This window comes from Sphingopyxis macrogoltabida, from assembly GCF_001307295.1.
Lineage (GTDB): Bacteria > Pseudomonadota > Alphaproteobacteria > Sphingomonadales > Sphingomonadaceae > Sphingopyxis > Sphingopyxis macrogoltabida_B.
The window spans coordinates 1515038-1530261 of record NZ_CP012700.1 but is presented as its reverse complement, the minus strand read 5'-3'; the positions used below and the strand labels follow the sequence as shown (position 1 = coordinate 1530261).

General features: G+C 63.5%; 15 protein-coding genes. 11 read left to right on the top strand and 4 right to left on the bottom strand.

The genetic code is table 11. From position 1 onward, the window contains the following. Window positions 1-176 precede the first annotated feature (176 nt). The 11 genes from AN936_RS07160 (at window position 177) to AN936_RS07110 (ending at window position 10805) form a co-directional block, all read left to right on the top strand. The gene (locus AN936_RS07160; RefSeq protein WP_054587536.1) at window positions 177-383 is read left to right on the top strand and encodes a cold-shock protein; all 207 of its coding nucleotides are present in this window, start codon (window positions 177-179) and stop codon (window positions 381-383) included. Between the two features lie 3 nt (window positions 384-386). Continuing rightward, window positions 387-650, top strand: a complete 264-nt coding sequence (infA, locus tag AN936_RS07155) for a translation initiation factor IF-1 (protein ID WP_054587535.1) — start codon at window positions 387-389, stop codon at window positions 648-650. Window positions 651-881: 231 nt separating this feature from the next. Continuing rightward, complete coding sequence (locus tag AN936_RS07150) at window positions 882-1094, top strand: hypothetical protein (RefSeq protein WP_054587534.1); 213 nt, start codon at window positions 882-884, stop codon at window positions 1092-1094. Between the two features lie 215 nt (window positions 1095-1309). Further along, entirely contained in the window at window positions 1310-2656 is a 1347-nt protein-coding gene (locus AN936_RS07145) for a glutamine synthetase family protein (protein WP_054587533.1), read from the top strand. Between the two features lie 13 nt (window positions 2657-2669). Further along, on the top strand, window positions 2670-3935 hold the full coding sequence (locus AN936_RS07140) for an NAD(P)/FAD-dependent oxidoreductase (protein ID WP_054587532.1): 1266 nt from the start codon (window positions 2670-2672) through the stop codon (window positions 3933-3935). Continuing rightward, entirely contained in the window at window positions 3932-5275 is a 1344-nt protein-coding gene (locus tag AN936_RS07135; RefSeq protein ID WP_084758230.1) for an aspartate aminotransferase family protein, read from the top strand. Before AN936_RS07140 ends, AN936_RS07135 begins: the two co-directional genes overlap by 4 nt. 7 nt (window positions 5276-5282) lie before the next feature. Continuing rightward, a complete protein-coding gene (locus AN936_RS07130) occupies window positions 5283-6689 on the top strand; it encodes a glutamine synthetase family protein (RefSeq protein WP_054587530.1) in 1407 nt (468 codons plus the stop codon). Between the two features lie 105 nt (window positions 6690-6794). Continuing rightward, window positions 6795-7901 carry an ABC transporter substrate-binding protein gene (locus AN936_RS07125; RefSeq protein ID WP_054587529.1) on the top strand — a complete coding sequence of 369 codons (1107 nt, stop codon included), beginning with the start codon at window positions 6795-6797 and terminating at the stop codon, window positions 7899-7901. 23 nt (window positions 7902-7924) lie between these two features. Next, window positions 7925-8830 (top strand): ABC transporter permease, encoded by a 906-nt coding sequence (locus tag AN936_RS07120; protein ID WP_054587528.1) that lies wholly within the window; start codon window positions 7925-7927, stop codon window positions 8828-8830. Next, a complete protein-coding gene (locus AN936_RS07115) occupies window positions 8830-9672 on the top strand; it encodes an ABC transporter permease (protein WP_054587527.1) in 843 nt (280 codons plus the stop codon). The genes AN936_RS07120 and AN936_RS07115 overlap by 1 nt, the downstream gene beginning before the upstream one ends. Before the next feature lie 2 nt (window positions 9673-9674). Next, entirely contained in the window at window positions 9675-10805 is a 1131-nt protein-coding gene (locus tag AN936_RS07110; RefSeq protein WP_054587526.1) for an ABC transporter ATP-binding protein, read from the top strand. A 99-nt stretch (window positions 10806-10904) separates the two neighbouring features. Here AN936_RS07110 and AN936_RS07105 read toward each other — a convergent pair whose 3' ends face one another. The 4 genes from AN936_RS07105 to AN936_RS07090 form a co-directional block, all read right to left on the bottom strand. Beyond that, entirely contained in the window at window positions 10905-11843 is a 939-nt protein-coding gene (locus tag AN936_RS07105; protein WP_054587525.1) for a DUF808 domain-containing protein, read from the bottom strand. Window positions 11844-11863: 20 nt separating this feature from the next. Next, window positions 11864-13237: an aspartate aminotransferase family protein gene (locus AN936_RS07100; protein ID WP_054587524.1), complete on the bottom strand. Its 1374-nt coding sequence runs from the start codon at window positions 13235-13237 to the stop codon at window positions 11864-11866. 102 nt (window positions 13238-13339) lie between these two features. Beyond that, the gene (locus AN936_RS07095) at window positions 13340-14080 is read right to left on the bottom strand and encodes a gamma-glutamyl-gamma-aminobutyrate hydrolase family protein (RefSeq protein ID WP_054587523.1); all 741 of its coding nucleotides are present in this window, start codon (window positions 14078-14080) and stop codon (window positions 13340-13342) included. A gap of 65 nt (window positions 14081-14145) precedes the next feature. Beyond that, window positions 14146-15117: a glucokinase gene (locus tag AN936_RS07090; protein WP_054587522.1), complete on the bottom strand. Its 972-nt coding sequence runs from the start codon at window positions 15115-15117 to the stop codon at window positions 14146-14148. Between the last annotated feature and the right edge of the window lie 107 nt (window positions 15118-15224).

The window sequence follows — 15224 nt, the reverse complement described above, 5'->3', positions numbered from 1 at the left end:
AAAAGCCCGTTTCCGCTCATATCCTTGACTTTTCGGATATTAGGGCCCATCTTGCCGTCGCTATCGTCGCCTGCGACGGATTTTTTTGCCTTTCGGCGGACACTTCCTTCTTCACGCTACTTGGCGCCGTCGGCATGAGCCGGCGGTAACTCCGATTCCGTGAAAGGAACGACCCCATGCCGATCGGCACCGTAAAATTCTTCAATACCGAAAAAGGCTATGGCTTCATCGCCAACGAGGATGGTTCGGGCGACAGCTTCGTCCACATCACCGCCGTCGAACGCGCCGGGATGGGCACGCTGAACAAGGATCAGCGCGTCTCCTACGAACTGGAGACCGACAACCGCGGCAAGACCTCGGCTGTCAATCTCCAGTCGGCCTGATCCTTGGCAAAAGAGGAACTATTAACCCTCGACGGCCAGATCGATGAGATTCTCCCCGACGGACGCTTCGGCGTCCTGCTGGAGAATGACCATCGTATCATCGCTTACACGGCTGGCCGGATGCGGCGTTTCCGCATCCGGTCGGTCGTGGGCGACACCGTACGCGTCGAAATGACGCCCTACGATCTGACCAAGGGCCGGATCGTCTATCGCGATCGCGGCGCCGGCCCTGCCGGCAGCGGGCCGCGCAAGGGCGCCCAGCGCTGATTTTGCAAATAATTCGATATAAACAGACTTCAGGACATTATGATTTTCAATTTGAACGCGTTTTCTTCTCCCCTTCACCGACCGGCCCTGGCGGGGCCCCAGGTACCAAAATCGGATCGGCGATCGCCGACCCTGTCGCGGCACGAGCTACGCCGCCTGATCGCCGAAATGATCGACTGAATACAGAAATCTTACCAGACACTTACCCCGATCCCATCAAGGAGAGCCGCCATGTCCGCCACCAGCGATTTCTATATGGCTCAGGCCGAGAAATGCGCAGCCGAAGCCGCGGAAACCGCGCTGACGCAAGTCCGCGACCGAAATTTGCGCGCGGCGCAGGCTTGGCGGACCATGGCCGACAAGCTGATCCTGACCGAAGCGACGCGCGCGCGGCAAGTCGCCGCCGCGGCCGCAAAGGCGCAGGCAGCGGCCGACGCCGCCTGATTGCCAGCCGGGCCTGACGCGCGCCGGTCGGTCGATCGGCTCGCTCAAAGCGGCGTCGAGCAGCGCCATGATGTCGCCCGTCGCGCAAAGCAAAGAATCCAGCATCAAATCATGCCCTCGATGCCCGGATGGCGGCCCCCTCTGGCGCTGCGTCGAACTTCACGATAGGCTGCACCTGCACAAGCGGGCGTGTCTCTGCGCCCAATCGGGGGCACATGTCAGTCAATCTGGAACAATGGATCAGCGAACATAAGATCGACGAAGTCGAATGTATCATCCCCGACATCAACGGGGTCCAGCGCGGCAAGGTGCTGCCGGCGAAGAAGTTCCTGTCATCGGTGAAGGACAAGTCGCTGCGCATTCCGGGCAGCGTCTTCATCTGCACGATCGACGGCCACTATCCCGAGGATATCGACGATATCTGGGACAAGGATCCCGACAAGATACTGATCGCCGACCCGTCGACGATCTGCGTCGCCCCCGGTTTCACGTCGCCGACGGCCTTCGTGATTGCCGACGTTCACAACCGCGACGGCAGCGAGGTCGACATCGCGCCGCGGACCATCCTCAAAAAGGTGCTCGCGCTCTATGCCGAAAAGGGCTGGAAACCGATCATCGCGCCCGAGGTCGAATTCTACCTCGTCTCGCAGAATGCCGACCCCGACTTTCCGCTGACGCCGCCGACCGGCCGTTCGGGCCGCAGCGAGTCCGCGAGCCAGCCTTACGGGCTGGAGGCGATGAACGAATATGAGGATATCATCGATCATATCTATGACGATTGCGAGCTGATGGGGCTCGATATCGACACGATGATCCACGAAATGGGCGCGGCACAACTCGAGGTGAATTTCGAGCATGGCGACCCGCTCCGTCTCGCCGACGAGGTGTTCCTGTTCAAGCGCGTCGTGCGCAACGTCGCGAAACAGCATGACGTCTATGCGACCTTCATGGCGAACCCGATGGCGGGCCAGCCGGGCAGCGCGATGCACATCCACCAGTCGGTTGTCGATGTCGACACCGGGCGCAACCTGTTCGCGACTGCCAACGGCCGCGACAGTGCCGCCTTCCGCTCCTATGTCGCCGGGCTGATCCGCTTCATGCCCCAGATTTCGCCGATGTGGGCGCCGAATGTGAACAGTTTCCGGCGTATGCGGCCCGACAGCGCGGCGCCGATCAACGTCCAGTGGGGCGTTGACAACCGCTCGTGCGGTTTCCGTATCCCGGTGTCGGACAAGAACAACCGCCGCGTCGAGAACCGCCTGCCCGGCGCCGACAGCAATCCCTATCTGGCGATCGCGGCGTCGCTCGTCTGCGGCTATATCGGGATGGTCGACCGGATGGTGCCGCCGAAACCGATCACCGGCAGCGCCTATAACCGCGCGCGCACCCTGCCGCGGACCCTGGAAGCGGCACTCGACCGCTTCGCCTCGTGCAAGAAGGTCCGCAATCTTCTGGGCGACGATTTCTTCGAAATCTTCTTCGCGGTGAAGGATTATGAGCTGTTCAACTACCAGTCCGTGGTGTCGAGCTGGGAGCGCGAACATCTGCTGATGCGGGTCTGACGCAACCGTCGCGATGACCGATCCGTTGACCTTCAGCTACTATGGCGGAAGCGCACACCGCTGGGCGCCGCAACCGCGCCTCGATGGCGATCGGCGGTGCGATGTTGCCGTCATCGGTGGAGGTTTCACTGGCCTTTCAGCCGCGTTGGCCTGCGCGGAGCGCGGATTGTCGGTCATCCTCCTGGAGAAGGAAAAGATCGCTTTCGGCGCGTCGGGGCGAAATGGCGGGCAATTGATTCCCGGCCTCCGCTGGACCGCGTCCGAACTGGAAGGCGAGTTCGGATGCGACCGGGCCGACGCACTTTTCGATCTTTGCTGGCGCCAAAACCGCGTGAAGGCGCGGATCGATAAACACGGGATCGACTGCGCCCTGAAAGCCGGCCATCTTGAGGCGGCGTGGACGCCAAAGGACTTCGGTGCGATGCGGCGCGAGGCGGAATATCTTGCAACGCGCTTCGGGTACGACAGCTCGATCGTCGCCAAAGACCAAATGTCCGCCCACATCGCGAGCCCGCTCTATCATGGCGGCGTCTACGATCCACAGGGTGGGCATTTTCACCCGATCAACTACGCACTGGGGCTCGGCAAGGCCGCCATCGCGGCGGGCGTCGTCATTCTGGAAGACAGCCGCGCGCTCGGCATCGCAGCCGGCCATCGGCTAACGGTCGAGGCGCTCGGCGGCACCATAAGTGCCGACTATGTCATCGACGCCACGGACAGCTGGATCGGCGACGTCGAACCCGATCTCGGCCGCTACACCGTGCCGATCATGAACTATAATATCGCGACCGAACCGCTGGCGAACGCCGAGGCGCTGCTGCCGAGCGATGCCGCGGTCGCCGACAGCCGCTTCGTGCTAAACTATTTCCGTCTTTCGGCCGACAAGCGCCTGATTTTCGGTGGCGGCGAACGCTATTTGCAGACCCCGCCCCGCGACATCGCGGCGTTCGTCCGGCCTTTCATGGCAGAGGTGTTCCCGCAGATCGCCGATGCGAAGATCGACTATGGCTGGGGCGGCGCGGTGGCGGTGACGATGAACCGCCTGCCGCATATCGGACGGCGCGGGAATGTCTTTTACGCCCACGGTTTTTCCGGCCATGGCGCAATGATTACCACGCTGGCGGGCGAACTGATCGCCGAAGCGATGGCGGGCACCGCCGAGCGTTTCGACGTGCTGGCGAACCTGCCGTCTACGCCCTTCCCCGGCGGCAAATGGCTTCGGCGCCCGCTGGCGACGCTCGGGCTGCTCTATTATGCGATGAAGGACAAGCTCGGGTGATATCCGATGCGGCCATCGCGCGCATGGCGAGCCGCGAGGCGGAACGCTTCCGCGCCGCCAACCCTCGCGCCTTCGCGCATCATGCAGCGGCGACGGGCTGGTTCCAGTCGGTGCCTTTCCACTGGATGGCCGACTGGCCGAGCCCGGTCCCGATCGTCGCCGCCGCGGCAAAGGATGCAACGCTGACCAGTATCGACGGCCAGCGCTACGACGACTTCTGCCTCGGTGATACCGCAAGCCTGTTCGGCCACTCACCCCCTGCCCTCGCCGCCGCGCTGGCGAAACAGGCGGACGAGGGGCTTAGCTACATGCTGCCCACCGAACGCGGCGCCGCACTTTCCGGAACGCTTGCGGCGATGTTCGGCCTCCCGCGATGGCAGGTCACGACCACCGCCAGCGAGGCCAATCGCGCCGTGATCCGGTGGTGCCGCGGCATCAGCGGGCGGCCAAAGATCCTGATCTTCAACGGCGCCTATCACGGCGCGGTCGACGATGCGTTTCTCGACCGGAAAGACGGCGACGCCGCAATGCGCGCGAGCCTGATCGGGCAGGTCCACGACCTTCGCGGCACGACGACCGTGATCGAGTTCAATGACGAGGAGGCCCTCGCGGCGACGCTGCGCGGCGGCGACATCGCGTGCGTCCTCGCCGAACCCGTCATGACCAATGTCGGCATGGTTCGCGATGCGCCGGGCTTCCTGCAAAAACTCCGCGCGCTGTGCAACGAAACCGGGACGCTGCTGGTGTTCGACGAAACGCACACCATCTCGTCCGGCTATGGCGGTCACGGTGTCGTCCATGGACCGAAGCCCGACCTAATGGTCGTGGGCAAGTCGATCGGCGGCGGTGTGCCGTGCGCGGTCTATGGCTTCAGCGCCGCGGTGGCCGACCGGATGGCGGCGCTGAATCGTTCGCGTCCCGCAGGACACAGCGGCATCGGCACGACGCTGTCCGCCAATGCGCTCGCGATCACCGCGATGGATACGATGCTGTCCGAGGTCATTACCCCCGCCACCTACGATCATATGCTGCGCGGGGCCGCGCGGCTGGTCGCGGGGCTGGAGCAGGAAATCGCCGCCGCCGGTCTCGACTGGCACCTCACCCAGGTCGGCGCGCGGGTCGAATTCCTGACCTGTCCCACCCCGCCCCGCAACGGCGGCGAGGCGAAGGCAGCGATGCACCCCGAACTCGAGGCCGCGATCCACCTCTTCCTCGCCAATCGCGGGATTTTGCTGGCGCCGTTCCACAATATGATGTTGGTGAGCCCGGTTACCGGCGACGACCAGATCGACCGGCTGGTCGGCGCGTTCGCCGACTGCGCAAAGGCGTTGAAGGAGTAGAGGGGCGATGTCGAAATCATCGGGCGTAGTGGCGCCGCGGTCGGAGGCGGAAGCTTTTTTCAAGGCCAACCCTGACGTCGATTCGATCGAGATGATCTACACCGACATGGGCGGCGTGCCGCGCGGCAAGCGGCTGCGCCAGCATGAGGTGCTGGCGGTGTATGACAGCGGGCGGATGTTCCCCGGATCGATCACCGTCGTCGATATCACCGGGCAGGACACCGTCGAAACCGGGCTGGTGTGGGAGGATGGCGACGCCGACCGCTCGATGAAGCCGATCCCCGGCACCCTCGTCCGCACCCCGTGGGGCGGCGATCATGCCGGGCAATTCCTTGTCGACTTTTACGAGCTCGACGGCACGCCGCACGACCTCGATCCGCGCCATGTGCTTGGCGGCGTGATCGACCGTTTCACCGCCGACGGGCTGACGCCGGTGCTGGCGGTCGAGCTCGAATTCTATCTCGTCGATCCGCGCCGCGCCCGCGACGGCGCCATTCGCCCCGCCCGCCCCGCCTACAACCGCGATACGCCGCGCAATGTCGAGGTCTATGGCCTGCGCGAACTCGACGACTTCCGGCCCTTCTTCGACGCGCTTTATGCCGCGACCGACGTTCAGGACCTGCCGCTCGAAAGCGCGATCTCCGAATTCGCGCCCGGCCAGTTCGAACTGACGCTGCGGCACAAGCCCGATGCGCTGCGCGCCTGCGACGATGCGATCATGTACAAAAGGCTCGTCAAGGCGATCGCCCAGCAACAGGGGTTGGAAGCAACCTTCATGGCCAAGCCCTTTGCCGGACAGGCGGGCAGCGGCATGCATATCCACGTCTCGGTGAACGACGATGCAGGGGCGAACATCTTTGCCAGCGACGATCCCGAAGGCACCCCCGCCCTCCGCCACGCGATCGGCGGGATGATCGGCAGCGTCGGCGACGGCTTCGCGCTCTTCGCGCCGCATGCGAACAGCTATCGGCGGTTCAAGGCGAACAGCTACGCCCCCGTCGCGCCGACCTGGGGCGTCAACAACCGCACCGTCTCGTTCCGCATTCCCGCCGGTCCGCCGCCGAGCCGCCACGTCGAGCATCGGGCCTGCGGCGCCGATGCCAACCCCTATCTCGCCGTCGCCGCAGTTCTCGCCGGTATGCATCACGGCATGGCGACACAGGCCGACCCCGGCGTCGCGGTCGTCGGCAACGGCTACGACCGCGACAACGCCGGCGACGAGGCTTTTAAGAAATTTTGGCCGCCGTCGAACTGGTTCGCCGCCGTCGACCGCTTTCACGCCTCGAAATTGATGCGCGATTATCTCGGCGAGCGGTTCGTCGACATGTTCAGCATCGTCAAGCGCGTCGAGCAGGACAATTATTTCGGCGTCGTCCCGACGCTCGATTACGACTGGTATCTGCGCAACGCATGAATTGATGCCGGTTTCTTTGAGAGATTCGGCGCTGCACCGCAAAATACCCCCTTTTCAAGCCGCCGATATTGGGTCAGCTTGACGCCACATACAGGGAGGCCAGCCATGGATCTGAACGAACTGCTCAAAGCCACTCGGGGTCGTCGCTCACTGCTGCAGGCGCTGGGGGTCGCAGCGGTCGGGATCAGCTTCGGCGGCATGGCCGCCTGCAGCAAGAGCGAAGGCAAGAAGCTCGCGAACGGCGAGGAAGCCAAGCTCAACTTCTACAACTGGGACACCTATATCGGCGAGACGACGCTCGACGATTTTAAGGAAACCAGCGGCGTCGACGTCACCATGGACCTGTTCGACAGCAACGACACGCTGTTCGCGAAGTTCAAGGCGGGCAACCCCGGCTATGACGTGATCGTGCCGTCGAACGACTTTGTCGAGCGGATGGCGCGCGCCGACATGCTCCAGCCGCTCGACCATGCGCAGATCCCGAACATCAAGAATGTCGATCCAGCCTTCATGAACGTCGATTATGATCCGGGACGAAAGTTCTCGCTGCCCTATACCTGGCTCGTGCTCGGTATCGGTTATCGCAAGTCGAAGGTGAAGGCGAAGCCCGACAGCTGGAAAGTCTTGTTCGACAGCCCCGAGTACAAGGATCGCATCGCCTGGCTGTCGGAGGCCGGCGACATGTTCCGCCTCTACGGCAAATATCTTGGCAAGTCGGTCAACGCGCTGACCCCGGCGGATATCGAGACGATCTCGGCGATGATGATCAAGCAGAAGCCCTATGTGAAGAAATTCCACGAGGACGACGGGCAGGACCTGCTGCTCAAGGGCGACTGCGACGTCGTGCTCGAATATAATGGCGATATCGCGCAGGCGATGGTCGAAGATGATGATCTTGATTTCGTCGTGCCCAAGGAAGGCAGTCAGCTCAATTCGGACACGCTCTGCATCCCGAAGGGCGCCCCGCATCCGAAGAATGCGCACGCCTTCATCAACTATCTGCTCGACGGCGAAGTCGGCAAGAAAATCACCGAAACGATCCTGTACCCGACCCCGAACGCCGCAGCGAAGGCGCTGATGCCCGACACGTACAAGAATAACCCGGTTATTTTCCCGCCCGCGGACGTGCTCGCGAAGTGCGAATATGCGAAGTTCAACGAGAAGCTGCAGCCGCTGTACGAGGAAGCCTTCACCAAGGTGCGGGCAGCCTGACGGTCTGAAGGGGGCATCGGGGGGTGGCCGAACAGGACTGGAAATCCAATAAACGGGTCTTCGCGGCGGTTTCGCTTCCGACGATCCTGTGGGTGCTGCTGTTCTTCCTGATCCCGATGGCGATCGTCTGGGTCTACAGCTTCGGCGAGAACCGCGGCCTGACCGACATCGAATTTTCGGGCACCCTCGAAAATTACAAGCGCGCGACCGAATGGCTTTACGTCACCATCTTCGGCAAGAGCTTCGCGGTCGCTGCGCTGGTCACTTTGATCTGCCTGATCATCGGCTTTCCGGTCGCGATGGCGATCACCTTTGCCAGCGAAAAATGGCGGCCGTGGTTGCTGCTCGGCATCATGCTGCCCTTCTGGACCAACCTCCTCATCCGCACCTATGCGCTGATGATGCTGCTCGGCACGCAGGGCTATGCGAACAAGGGGCTCGAAACCCTGTGGGGCGGCGCGAGCTGGTTCCGCACGCTCGTCGGCATGCAGCCGCTGCCGACGTGGGAGCCGGTGCAGCTCCTCTTCAATAACTTCGCCGTCGTCTTCGGGCTTGTCTATGTCCATCTGCCCTTCATGGTGCTGCCGCTTTACGCCGCGCTCGACCGGCTCGACCGCAGCCTGATCGAGGCCAGCCTCGACCTTGGCGCCGGGCATTTCCGCACGATCATGCGCATCGTCGTTCCGCTCGCCGCGCCGGGGATCATCGCCGGCGTGATGATCACCCTCATCCCCGCGCTGGGGGCTTATCTCACCCCCGACCTGATGGGCGGTACCGACAGCCAGATGATCGCCAATGTGATCGAACGCCAGTTCAAGAAAGCGAACGACTGGCCCTTTGGCGCTGCCCTCTCCTTCCTGCTCATCTACGCCATGTTCATCCTCATCGCGCTGCAGGCGATGCGCAAGAAGGTGCCGGAGGTTCACTGATGGCGCTTTTCCGTCGCACCCCGATCGCTCCGCTCGAATATAGCCGCACCCTGTGGATGCGGCTGTGGGTCGGGCTGGTCATGCTGTTCCTCTACGCGCCGCTCTTCGTGCTGATGATCTTCAGCTTCAACGACAGCAAGCGCAACGTCGTGTGGCGCGGTTTCACGACCAAATATTACGAAAAGGCGCTGGGTAACGACCAGCTTGTCGAAGCGCTGGTCAATTCGCTGACCATCGCGGCGCTGGCGACGATCGTCAGCCTGATGCTCGGCGCGGTCGCAGCGGTCATGCTCTGGCGTTTCCGCTTCCCGCTGAAGGGCGCCATCGACGGAACGATCTCGCTGCCGATCATCGTCCCCGAAATCTGCATGGGCGTCGCCTTCCTGATGTTCTTTGCCGCGATCGGCTGGCCGACCGACCTCGTCTGGCCGTTCAATCTCGGCGCGATCACCATAGCGCACATCACCTTTTGCTTTCCCTTCGTGACAATGGTCGTGCGCTCGCGCCTCGCGACCTTCAACCGCGAACAGGAAGAAGCGGCGAAGGATCTCGGCGCCGGCGAATGGGCGGTGTTCCGCGACGTGCTGATCCCGCACATGAAGCCCGCGCTCGTCGCGGGCGCGCTGCTGTCCTTCACGCTCAGCCTCGACGATTTCGTCATCACCTATTTCACCAGCGGCCCCGACACGATCACCTTCCCGGTAAAGGTATATTCGATGGTGCGCTTCTCGGTGACCCCCGAAGTCAACGCCGCCTCGACCATCCTGATCATCCTGACCATCGTTTTGACCGCCGTCGCACTGAAGCTTCAGGGCGTGAAGGCGATAGCGGAAACCCATTGACCATGACCGATACCAAACCGCCGATCATCCAGATCCAGAACGTCTCGAAACGCTTCGGCAAGGTGACGGCGGTCGACAATGTCAGCCTCGACATCCAGGCGGGCGAATTCTTCGTGCTGCTCGGCCCGTCGGGCTGCGGCAAGACGACATTGCTGCGCATGATCGCGGGGTTCGAGCTGCCGACCGAGGGCAAGGTGCTGATCGACGGGCAGGACATGGCCGGCATCCCGCCGAACAAGCGGCCGGTGAACATGGTGTTCCAGAGCTATGCCGTATTCCCGCACATGAACGTCACCGACAATGTCGCTTATGGGCTGAAGATTGCCGGCGTGAAGGGCGGCGAGGTCAAAGATCGCGTCGCAGAGGCGCTCGACCTGGTCAAGCTCGGCGGGTTCGAGGACCGCATGCCCGACCAGATGTCCGGGGGCCAGCGCCAGCGCGTTGCACTGGCGCGCAGTCTGATCATGCGGCCCAAGGTGCTGTTGCTCGACGAGCCGCTGTCGGCGCTCGACGCGAAGCTGCGCGCGCAGATGCAGTTCGAGCTAGCCGAGTTGCAGGATCAGGTCGGCATTACGTTCGTGACGGTAACACACGATCAGGACGAAGCGCTGTCGATGGCCAGCCGCATCGCGGTGATCAACAAGGGCGAGGTGTCGCAGCTCGCGACCCCGTCGGACCTCTACGAATATCCTGCTAACCGCTTCGTCGCTGATTTCGTCGGGTCGGTAAATGTCTTCGAAGGGAAACTGACACTCGACGAACCCGACAAGGCCGCGGTCGATTGTCCGGGGCTCGGCAGGGTCTATCTCAATCACGGGGTCACCGGCCCGCACGGCGCCGACGTCTGGGTCGCGCTCCGGCCCGAGAAAATTTATCTGCATGTCCCGGGCGAAGGCAAAGCCGTCCGCGCCGCAGCGCAGGATGCTCCCGACGGTCATAATTTCGCGCGCGGCTGCATCAAGGGAATGTCCTATCTCGGTGACATCACCCTCTATGACATACTGCTGGAATCGGGAGCGCGCCTCCGCGTCTCGCGTCCCAACCTGTCGCGCCACGATCAGGAAGATTTCACCTGGGACGACAAGGTCAGTATGCACTGGCGGGCGGACAGTCCGGTAGTCTTGCTGGGATAGATTTCTTCGTCATTGCGAGGAGCCGAAGGCGACGCGGCAATCCAGAGCTTGCGTAAACCACTCTGGATTGCTTCGCTGCGCTCGCAATGACGATGTGATTTAATGCGCCGCCTTTTTTCCCGGCACGAAATGCATCACCCCGACGATCACACCGCCGAGCACCAGCCCGAAGATACCGTCGCCGGTCGCTTTGATCAGCCAGGTCCACAGCCCCTCGAGCGGCAGACCGCCGGCGATCGAATGCGCGAGCGATTCCAGCGCCTCGGCGATACCGCCGATATGATATTCGTGCAGGCCGTGCAGGACGATCTGCCCGCCGACCCACAGCATCGCCGCAGTGCCGATCACCGCCAGTGCCGACAGCAGCTTGGGCATGAACGACACCAGTCCGCGGCCGATCGCCCGGCGCGCGCTATTGCCCTCCTTCGCCATATGCAGACCGATATCGTCCATCTTCACGATCAGCCCGACGACGCCATAGACCGCAACGGTGATCGCGACCGCCACGACCGCCAGCGTCGCCGCGCGCATCGCGAAATGCTCGTCGAGCACTTCGTTGAGGGCAATGACCATGATTTCGGCCGACAGGATGAAGTCGGTGCGCACCGCACCCTTCACCATCGCCTCTTCATGATCCTTGTCGGCGACGATTTCGGCGTCTTCGGCAAGGCTCGTCTTGTCCTCCTGCAACGAGTGAATCACCTTTTCGGCGCCCTCGAAGCAGAGATAGGCGCCGCCCAGCATCAACAGCGGCGTGATCGCCCACGGCACGAAGGTCGACAGCAACAGCAACGCCGGCAGGATCAGCACCAGCTTGTTGAAGATCGACCCCTTGGTGATCCGCCAGATGATCGGCAGCTCGCGGTCGGGGGTGAAGCCGGTGACATAGCGCGGCGTCACCGCCGTATCGTCGACGACCACCCCCGCCGCCTTGACCCCGGCCTTCGACGCCGCGGCGCCGATATCGTCGATGCTCGCCGCGGCGACCTTGGCGATCGTCGCAATATCGTCGAGCAGGGCAAAAAGGCCGGAAGGCATAGGGTCTTGGTCTTTCCTGTTTAGAGAGCGCGAAGTTTCGGCATCGCTTCATCCAGCGATTTGCGGATGATGGCAACCATCTCGTCGATTTGGTCGGTGGTGATGATCAGCGGCGGGCACATGACCAGGCTGTCGCGGATACCGCGGACCATCAAACCATTGGCGATGCACGCATCGCGCGCCATTGGTCCGGCGGTGCCCTCGGCGCCGCCGAAGCGCGCGCGGCTTTGCTTGTCGGCCACGATCTCGACCGCGCCGAGCAAGCCGATCGAGCGTGTTTCACCGACCAGAGGGTGATCGTTCAGCGTCGCGAGCGCCCTGGCGAGATGCGGCCCGGTGACGCTGCCGGTGCGCTCGACAAGCCCTTCGCGTTCGATGATCTCGATATTCTTGAGCGCGACCGCTGCCGCGACCGGGTGACCCGAGTAAGTGAAGCCGTGGACAAAATCGCCGCCGGTCTTGAGCACCTCGACGACATGCTCCGCGACCGCGGTGGCGGAGATCGGCAGGTAACCTGACGACAGCCCCTTCGCCATCGGCATCAGATCGGGGGTGAACCCCATCGTTTCGTGCCCCCACATCTTGCCCGTGCGCCCGAACCCGCAGATAACTTCGTCGGCAACCACCAGCAGGCCATATTTGCGCGCGACCGCTTCGACCTTGGGCCAATAGCCCTTCGGCGGAATGATCACCCCGCCCGCGCCCTGCACCGGCTCGCCGATGAAGGCGGCGCAATTTTCCGGGCCGACATCGAGGATCCTGTCCTCGATCGCCTGCACGCACGCGTCGCAGAATTCCTCTTCGGTCATCCCCTGCCCTTCGTTAAAGGCATAGGGCTGGCGGACATGCTCGACGCCGGGGATCGGCAGGTCGCCCTGCGCATGCATGGCCTTCATCCCGCCGAGCGACACCCCGGCGACGGTCGAACCGTGATAGGCGTTCCAGCGGCTGATGAAGACGGTGCGCTTCGGCTCGCCCTTCAGCTTCCAGTAATGGCGGACCATGCGGAAGACCGTGTCGTTCGCTTCGCTGCCCGAGGCGTTGAAGAAGATATGCGGCAGGCGGTTGCCGGTCAGGCTGGCGATCTTCGCCGCGAGCGTCACCGTCGGCGGCGTCGCGGTCTTGAAAAAGGTGTTGTAGAAAGGCAGTTCGCGCATCTGCGCCGCCGCGGCCTCGACCAGTTCCTCGCGGCCATAACCGACGTTGACGCACCACAGGCCCGCCATCCCGTCGAGGATACGGTGGCCGTCGCCGTCGTGGATATAGCATCCCTCGGCATGGGTGATGATCCGGCTGCCGCCAAGCCTTTCGATTTCGGCCCAATCGGCCTGCGCGGGAAGATGGTGCGCGACGTCGAGGCGGCGCAGTTCGGCGATGTCGTGATTGCGGGGCATAAGAAACTCCTGATTGTCTGGAAACGGAAAACCGGATTCCGGAACATCAGGGCGAGAAGCAGAGCCGCGCGAGATAGCGATCGTAGCGGGTGACGCGGCGGTTCATAATTCCCCCCTTAACCCGCGTCCGAGCAGGTGGAAATAGGTCTGGCTTTCGCTGTTGCCGTCGACCGCCCATTCGGGGTGCCACTGCACAGCGAGCAGGGGCGCGCCGTTCGGCCGCGCACTGAACGCCTCGACCAGCCCGTCGGGGGCGCGTGCCTCGACCGACAGGCCGTCGCCGAGCCGGCCGATGCCTTGATAATGCACCGAATTGACGTCGAGCGACGAAGCGCCATAGGCCGACGCCAGCATGCCGCCCTCGGCCAGGTCGACATGATGGCGATGATCGAACATCGCGTCGAACAGCGTCCCGTCGGGCGTATGGTGGCGCAGCAGCTCGCCGTTCGTCGCCGTGTCGCGCCGCAACGTCCCGCCGAGCGCGACGTTGATGTCCTGAAACCCCCGGCAGATGCCGAACAGCGGGCGCTGCGCCGCAATCACCGCCTCGACAAGATCGCGCATCATCCGGTCGCGGTCGGGGTCGAACGGTCCCTCGCCCGCATCGTCTTCGCCATAACGCGCCGGTTCGACATTCGACGGTGACCCGGTGAGCAGCACGCCGTCCAGACGGCCGACGATCTCGTCGGCGCGCATATATTCGGGCAGCGACGGGATCAGGAGCGCCGCGCAATCGGCATGGCGCATCGCCGCCGTCGCATAGCGGTTCATCACCGCCTGCGCATATTCCGCTCCCACCTGCCGGTTGCAGGCGATGATGCCAAGGACGGGACGGGCGGACATCGGAGGCGCTTTCCTTTCGCCTCATAGCTGCCGTCTTTCGCGGCGCGACGCCAGCGATATTTGCGTCAGCTATATTGGCGCGCGAAAGCGGCGGCGGCGCCGAACAGGCCAGGCTGCGGATGCGTGATTAGCTTCACCGGCAGCGCCGACATGAAGCCCTCAAACCGCCCCTTCTCGACGAAGCGCTCGGGAAAGCCCGATTGCACGAGGCTGCTGCGAATCCGTAAGCCAAGCCCCCCCGCAATCACCACCCCGCTCGCCCCCTGCGCCAGCGCGAGGTCGCCCGACACGCTACCTAGCGACAGGCAGAAACGATCGACTGCCGCCGCTGCCAAGCTGTCCTCGCCGCCCAGCGCGTTGGTCCAGATCGCCCTGTCGTCGAGCGGAGTCACCGCGCGGCCTTCGAGCGCGGCGAGCGTCTCGTAAATATCGACGATACCCGGCCCCGACACGACGCGTTCGATCGACACCCGCCGGTGCCGTTTGCGCAGCCGGGCAAGGATCGCATCCTCGATGCTGTCGAGCGGCGCGAAATCGATATGGCCGCCCTCGGTCGCCTGGACGCGGTAAGCGCCGCCATCGCGCCAGACATGTGCGACGCCAAGCCCGGTGCCCGGACCGATCACGCTGATCGTGCCGGTTTCGGGCAGCGGTTCGTCAGGACCGCAAAGTCGCTCGAAATAAGCGGTATCGGCCTGTGCAACGGCGTGCCCCACGGCTTCGAAATCATTGACGAGTATGTGGCGCTCGACATCCAGCTTTTCGCGGATCAAGGCCGGGCGAATGATCCAGGGGTTGTTGGTGAAGCGAATGATTTCACCACGCGTCGGCCCGGCGATCGCGATCGCGACACCGCGCGGCAGGCTTCCGCCCTGCTGGCGCGCAAAATCCTGCCAGGCGGTCTGGAAACTCGCATGATCGCTGGTGTGCAGCGTCGTCGCTTCGCCGAGCGAGAGGACCCGGCCGCCCTCGACCCCGGCGATCGCAAAGCGCGCGTGGGTTCCGCCAATATCGACCGTGACGATGGCTTCGCTCATGACTCTCCCTTGCCGGCATGCCGCCGGGTTGACGAAGGCATGTCGCATGGGTCGCATCGATGCAACAAGGCATAGCTATGCGGGCTTGCCCTGACGGCGAACCAAGA

What these genes read in the sequence shown, in the direction of transcription:
- AN936_RS07125 (WP_054587529.1), top strand. Translation starts at nt 6,795, where the DNA reads ATGGATCTGAACGAACTGCTCAAAGCCACTCGGGGTCGTCGCTCACTG.
- AN936_RS07130 (WP_054587530.1), top strand. Translation starts at nt 5,283, where the DNA reads ATGTCGAAATCATCGGGCGTAGTGGCGCCGCGGTCGGAGGCGGAAGCT.
- AN936_RS07145 (WP_054587533.1), top strand. Translation starts at nt 1,310, where the DNA reads ATGTCAGTCAATCTGGAACAATGGATCAGCGAACATAAGATCGACGAA.
- AN936_RS07110 (WP_054587526.1), top strand. Translation starts at nt 9,675, where the DNA reads ATGACCGATACCAAACCGCCGATCATCCAGATCCAGAACGTCTCGAAA.
- AN936_RS07100 (WP_054587524.1), bottom strand. Translation starts at nt 13,237, where the DNA reads ATGCCCCGCAATCACGACATCGCCGAACTGCGCCGCCTCGACGTCGCG.
- AN936_RS07105 (WP_054587525.1), bottom strand. Translation starts at nt 11,843, where the DNA reads ATGCCTTCCGGCCTTTTTGCCCTGCTCGACGATATTGCGACGATCGCC.
- AN936_RS07095 (WP_054587523.1), bottom strand. Translation starts at nt 14,080, where the DNA reads ATGTCCGCCCGTCCCGTCCTTGGCATCATCGCCTGCAACCGGCAGGTG.
- AN936_RS07140 (WP_054587532.1), top strand. Translation starts at nt 2,670, where the DNA reads ATGACCGATCCGTTGACCTTCAGCTACTATGGCGGAAGCGCACACCGC.
- AN936_RS07090 (WP_054587522.1), bottom strand. Translation starts at nt 15,117, where the DNA reads ATGAGCGAAGCCATCGTCACGGTCGATATTGGCGGAACCCACGCGCGC.
- AN936_RS07160 (WP_054587536.1), top strand. Translation starts at nt 177, where the DNA reads ATGCCGATCGGCACCGTAAAATTCTTCAATACCGAAAAAGGCTATGGC.
- AN936_RS07115 (WP_054587527.1), top strand. Translation starts at nt 8,830, where the DNA reads ATGGCGCTTTTCCGTCGCACCCCGATCGCTCCGCTCGAATATAGCCGC.
- AN936_RS07150 (WP_054587534.1), top strand. Translation starts at nt 882, where the DNA reads ATGTCCGCCACCAGCGATTTCTATATGGCTCAGGCCGAGAAATGCGCA.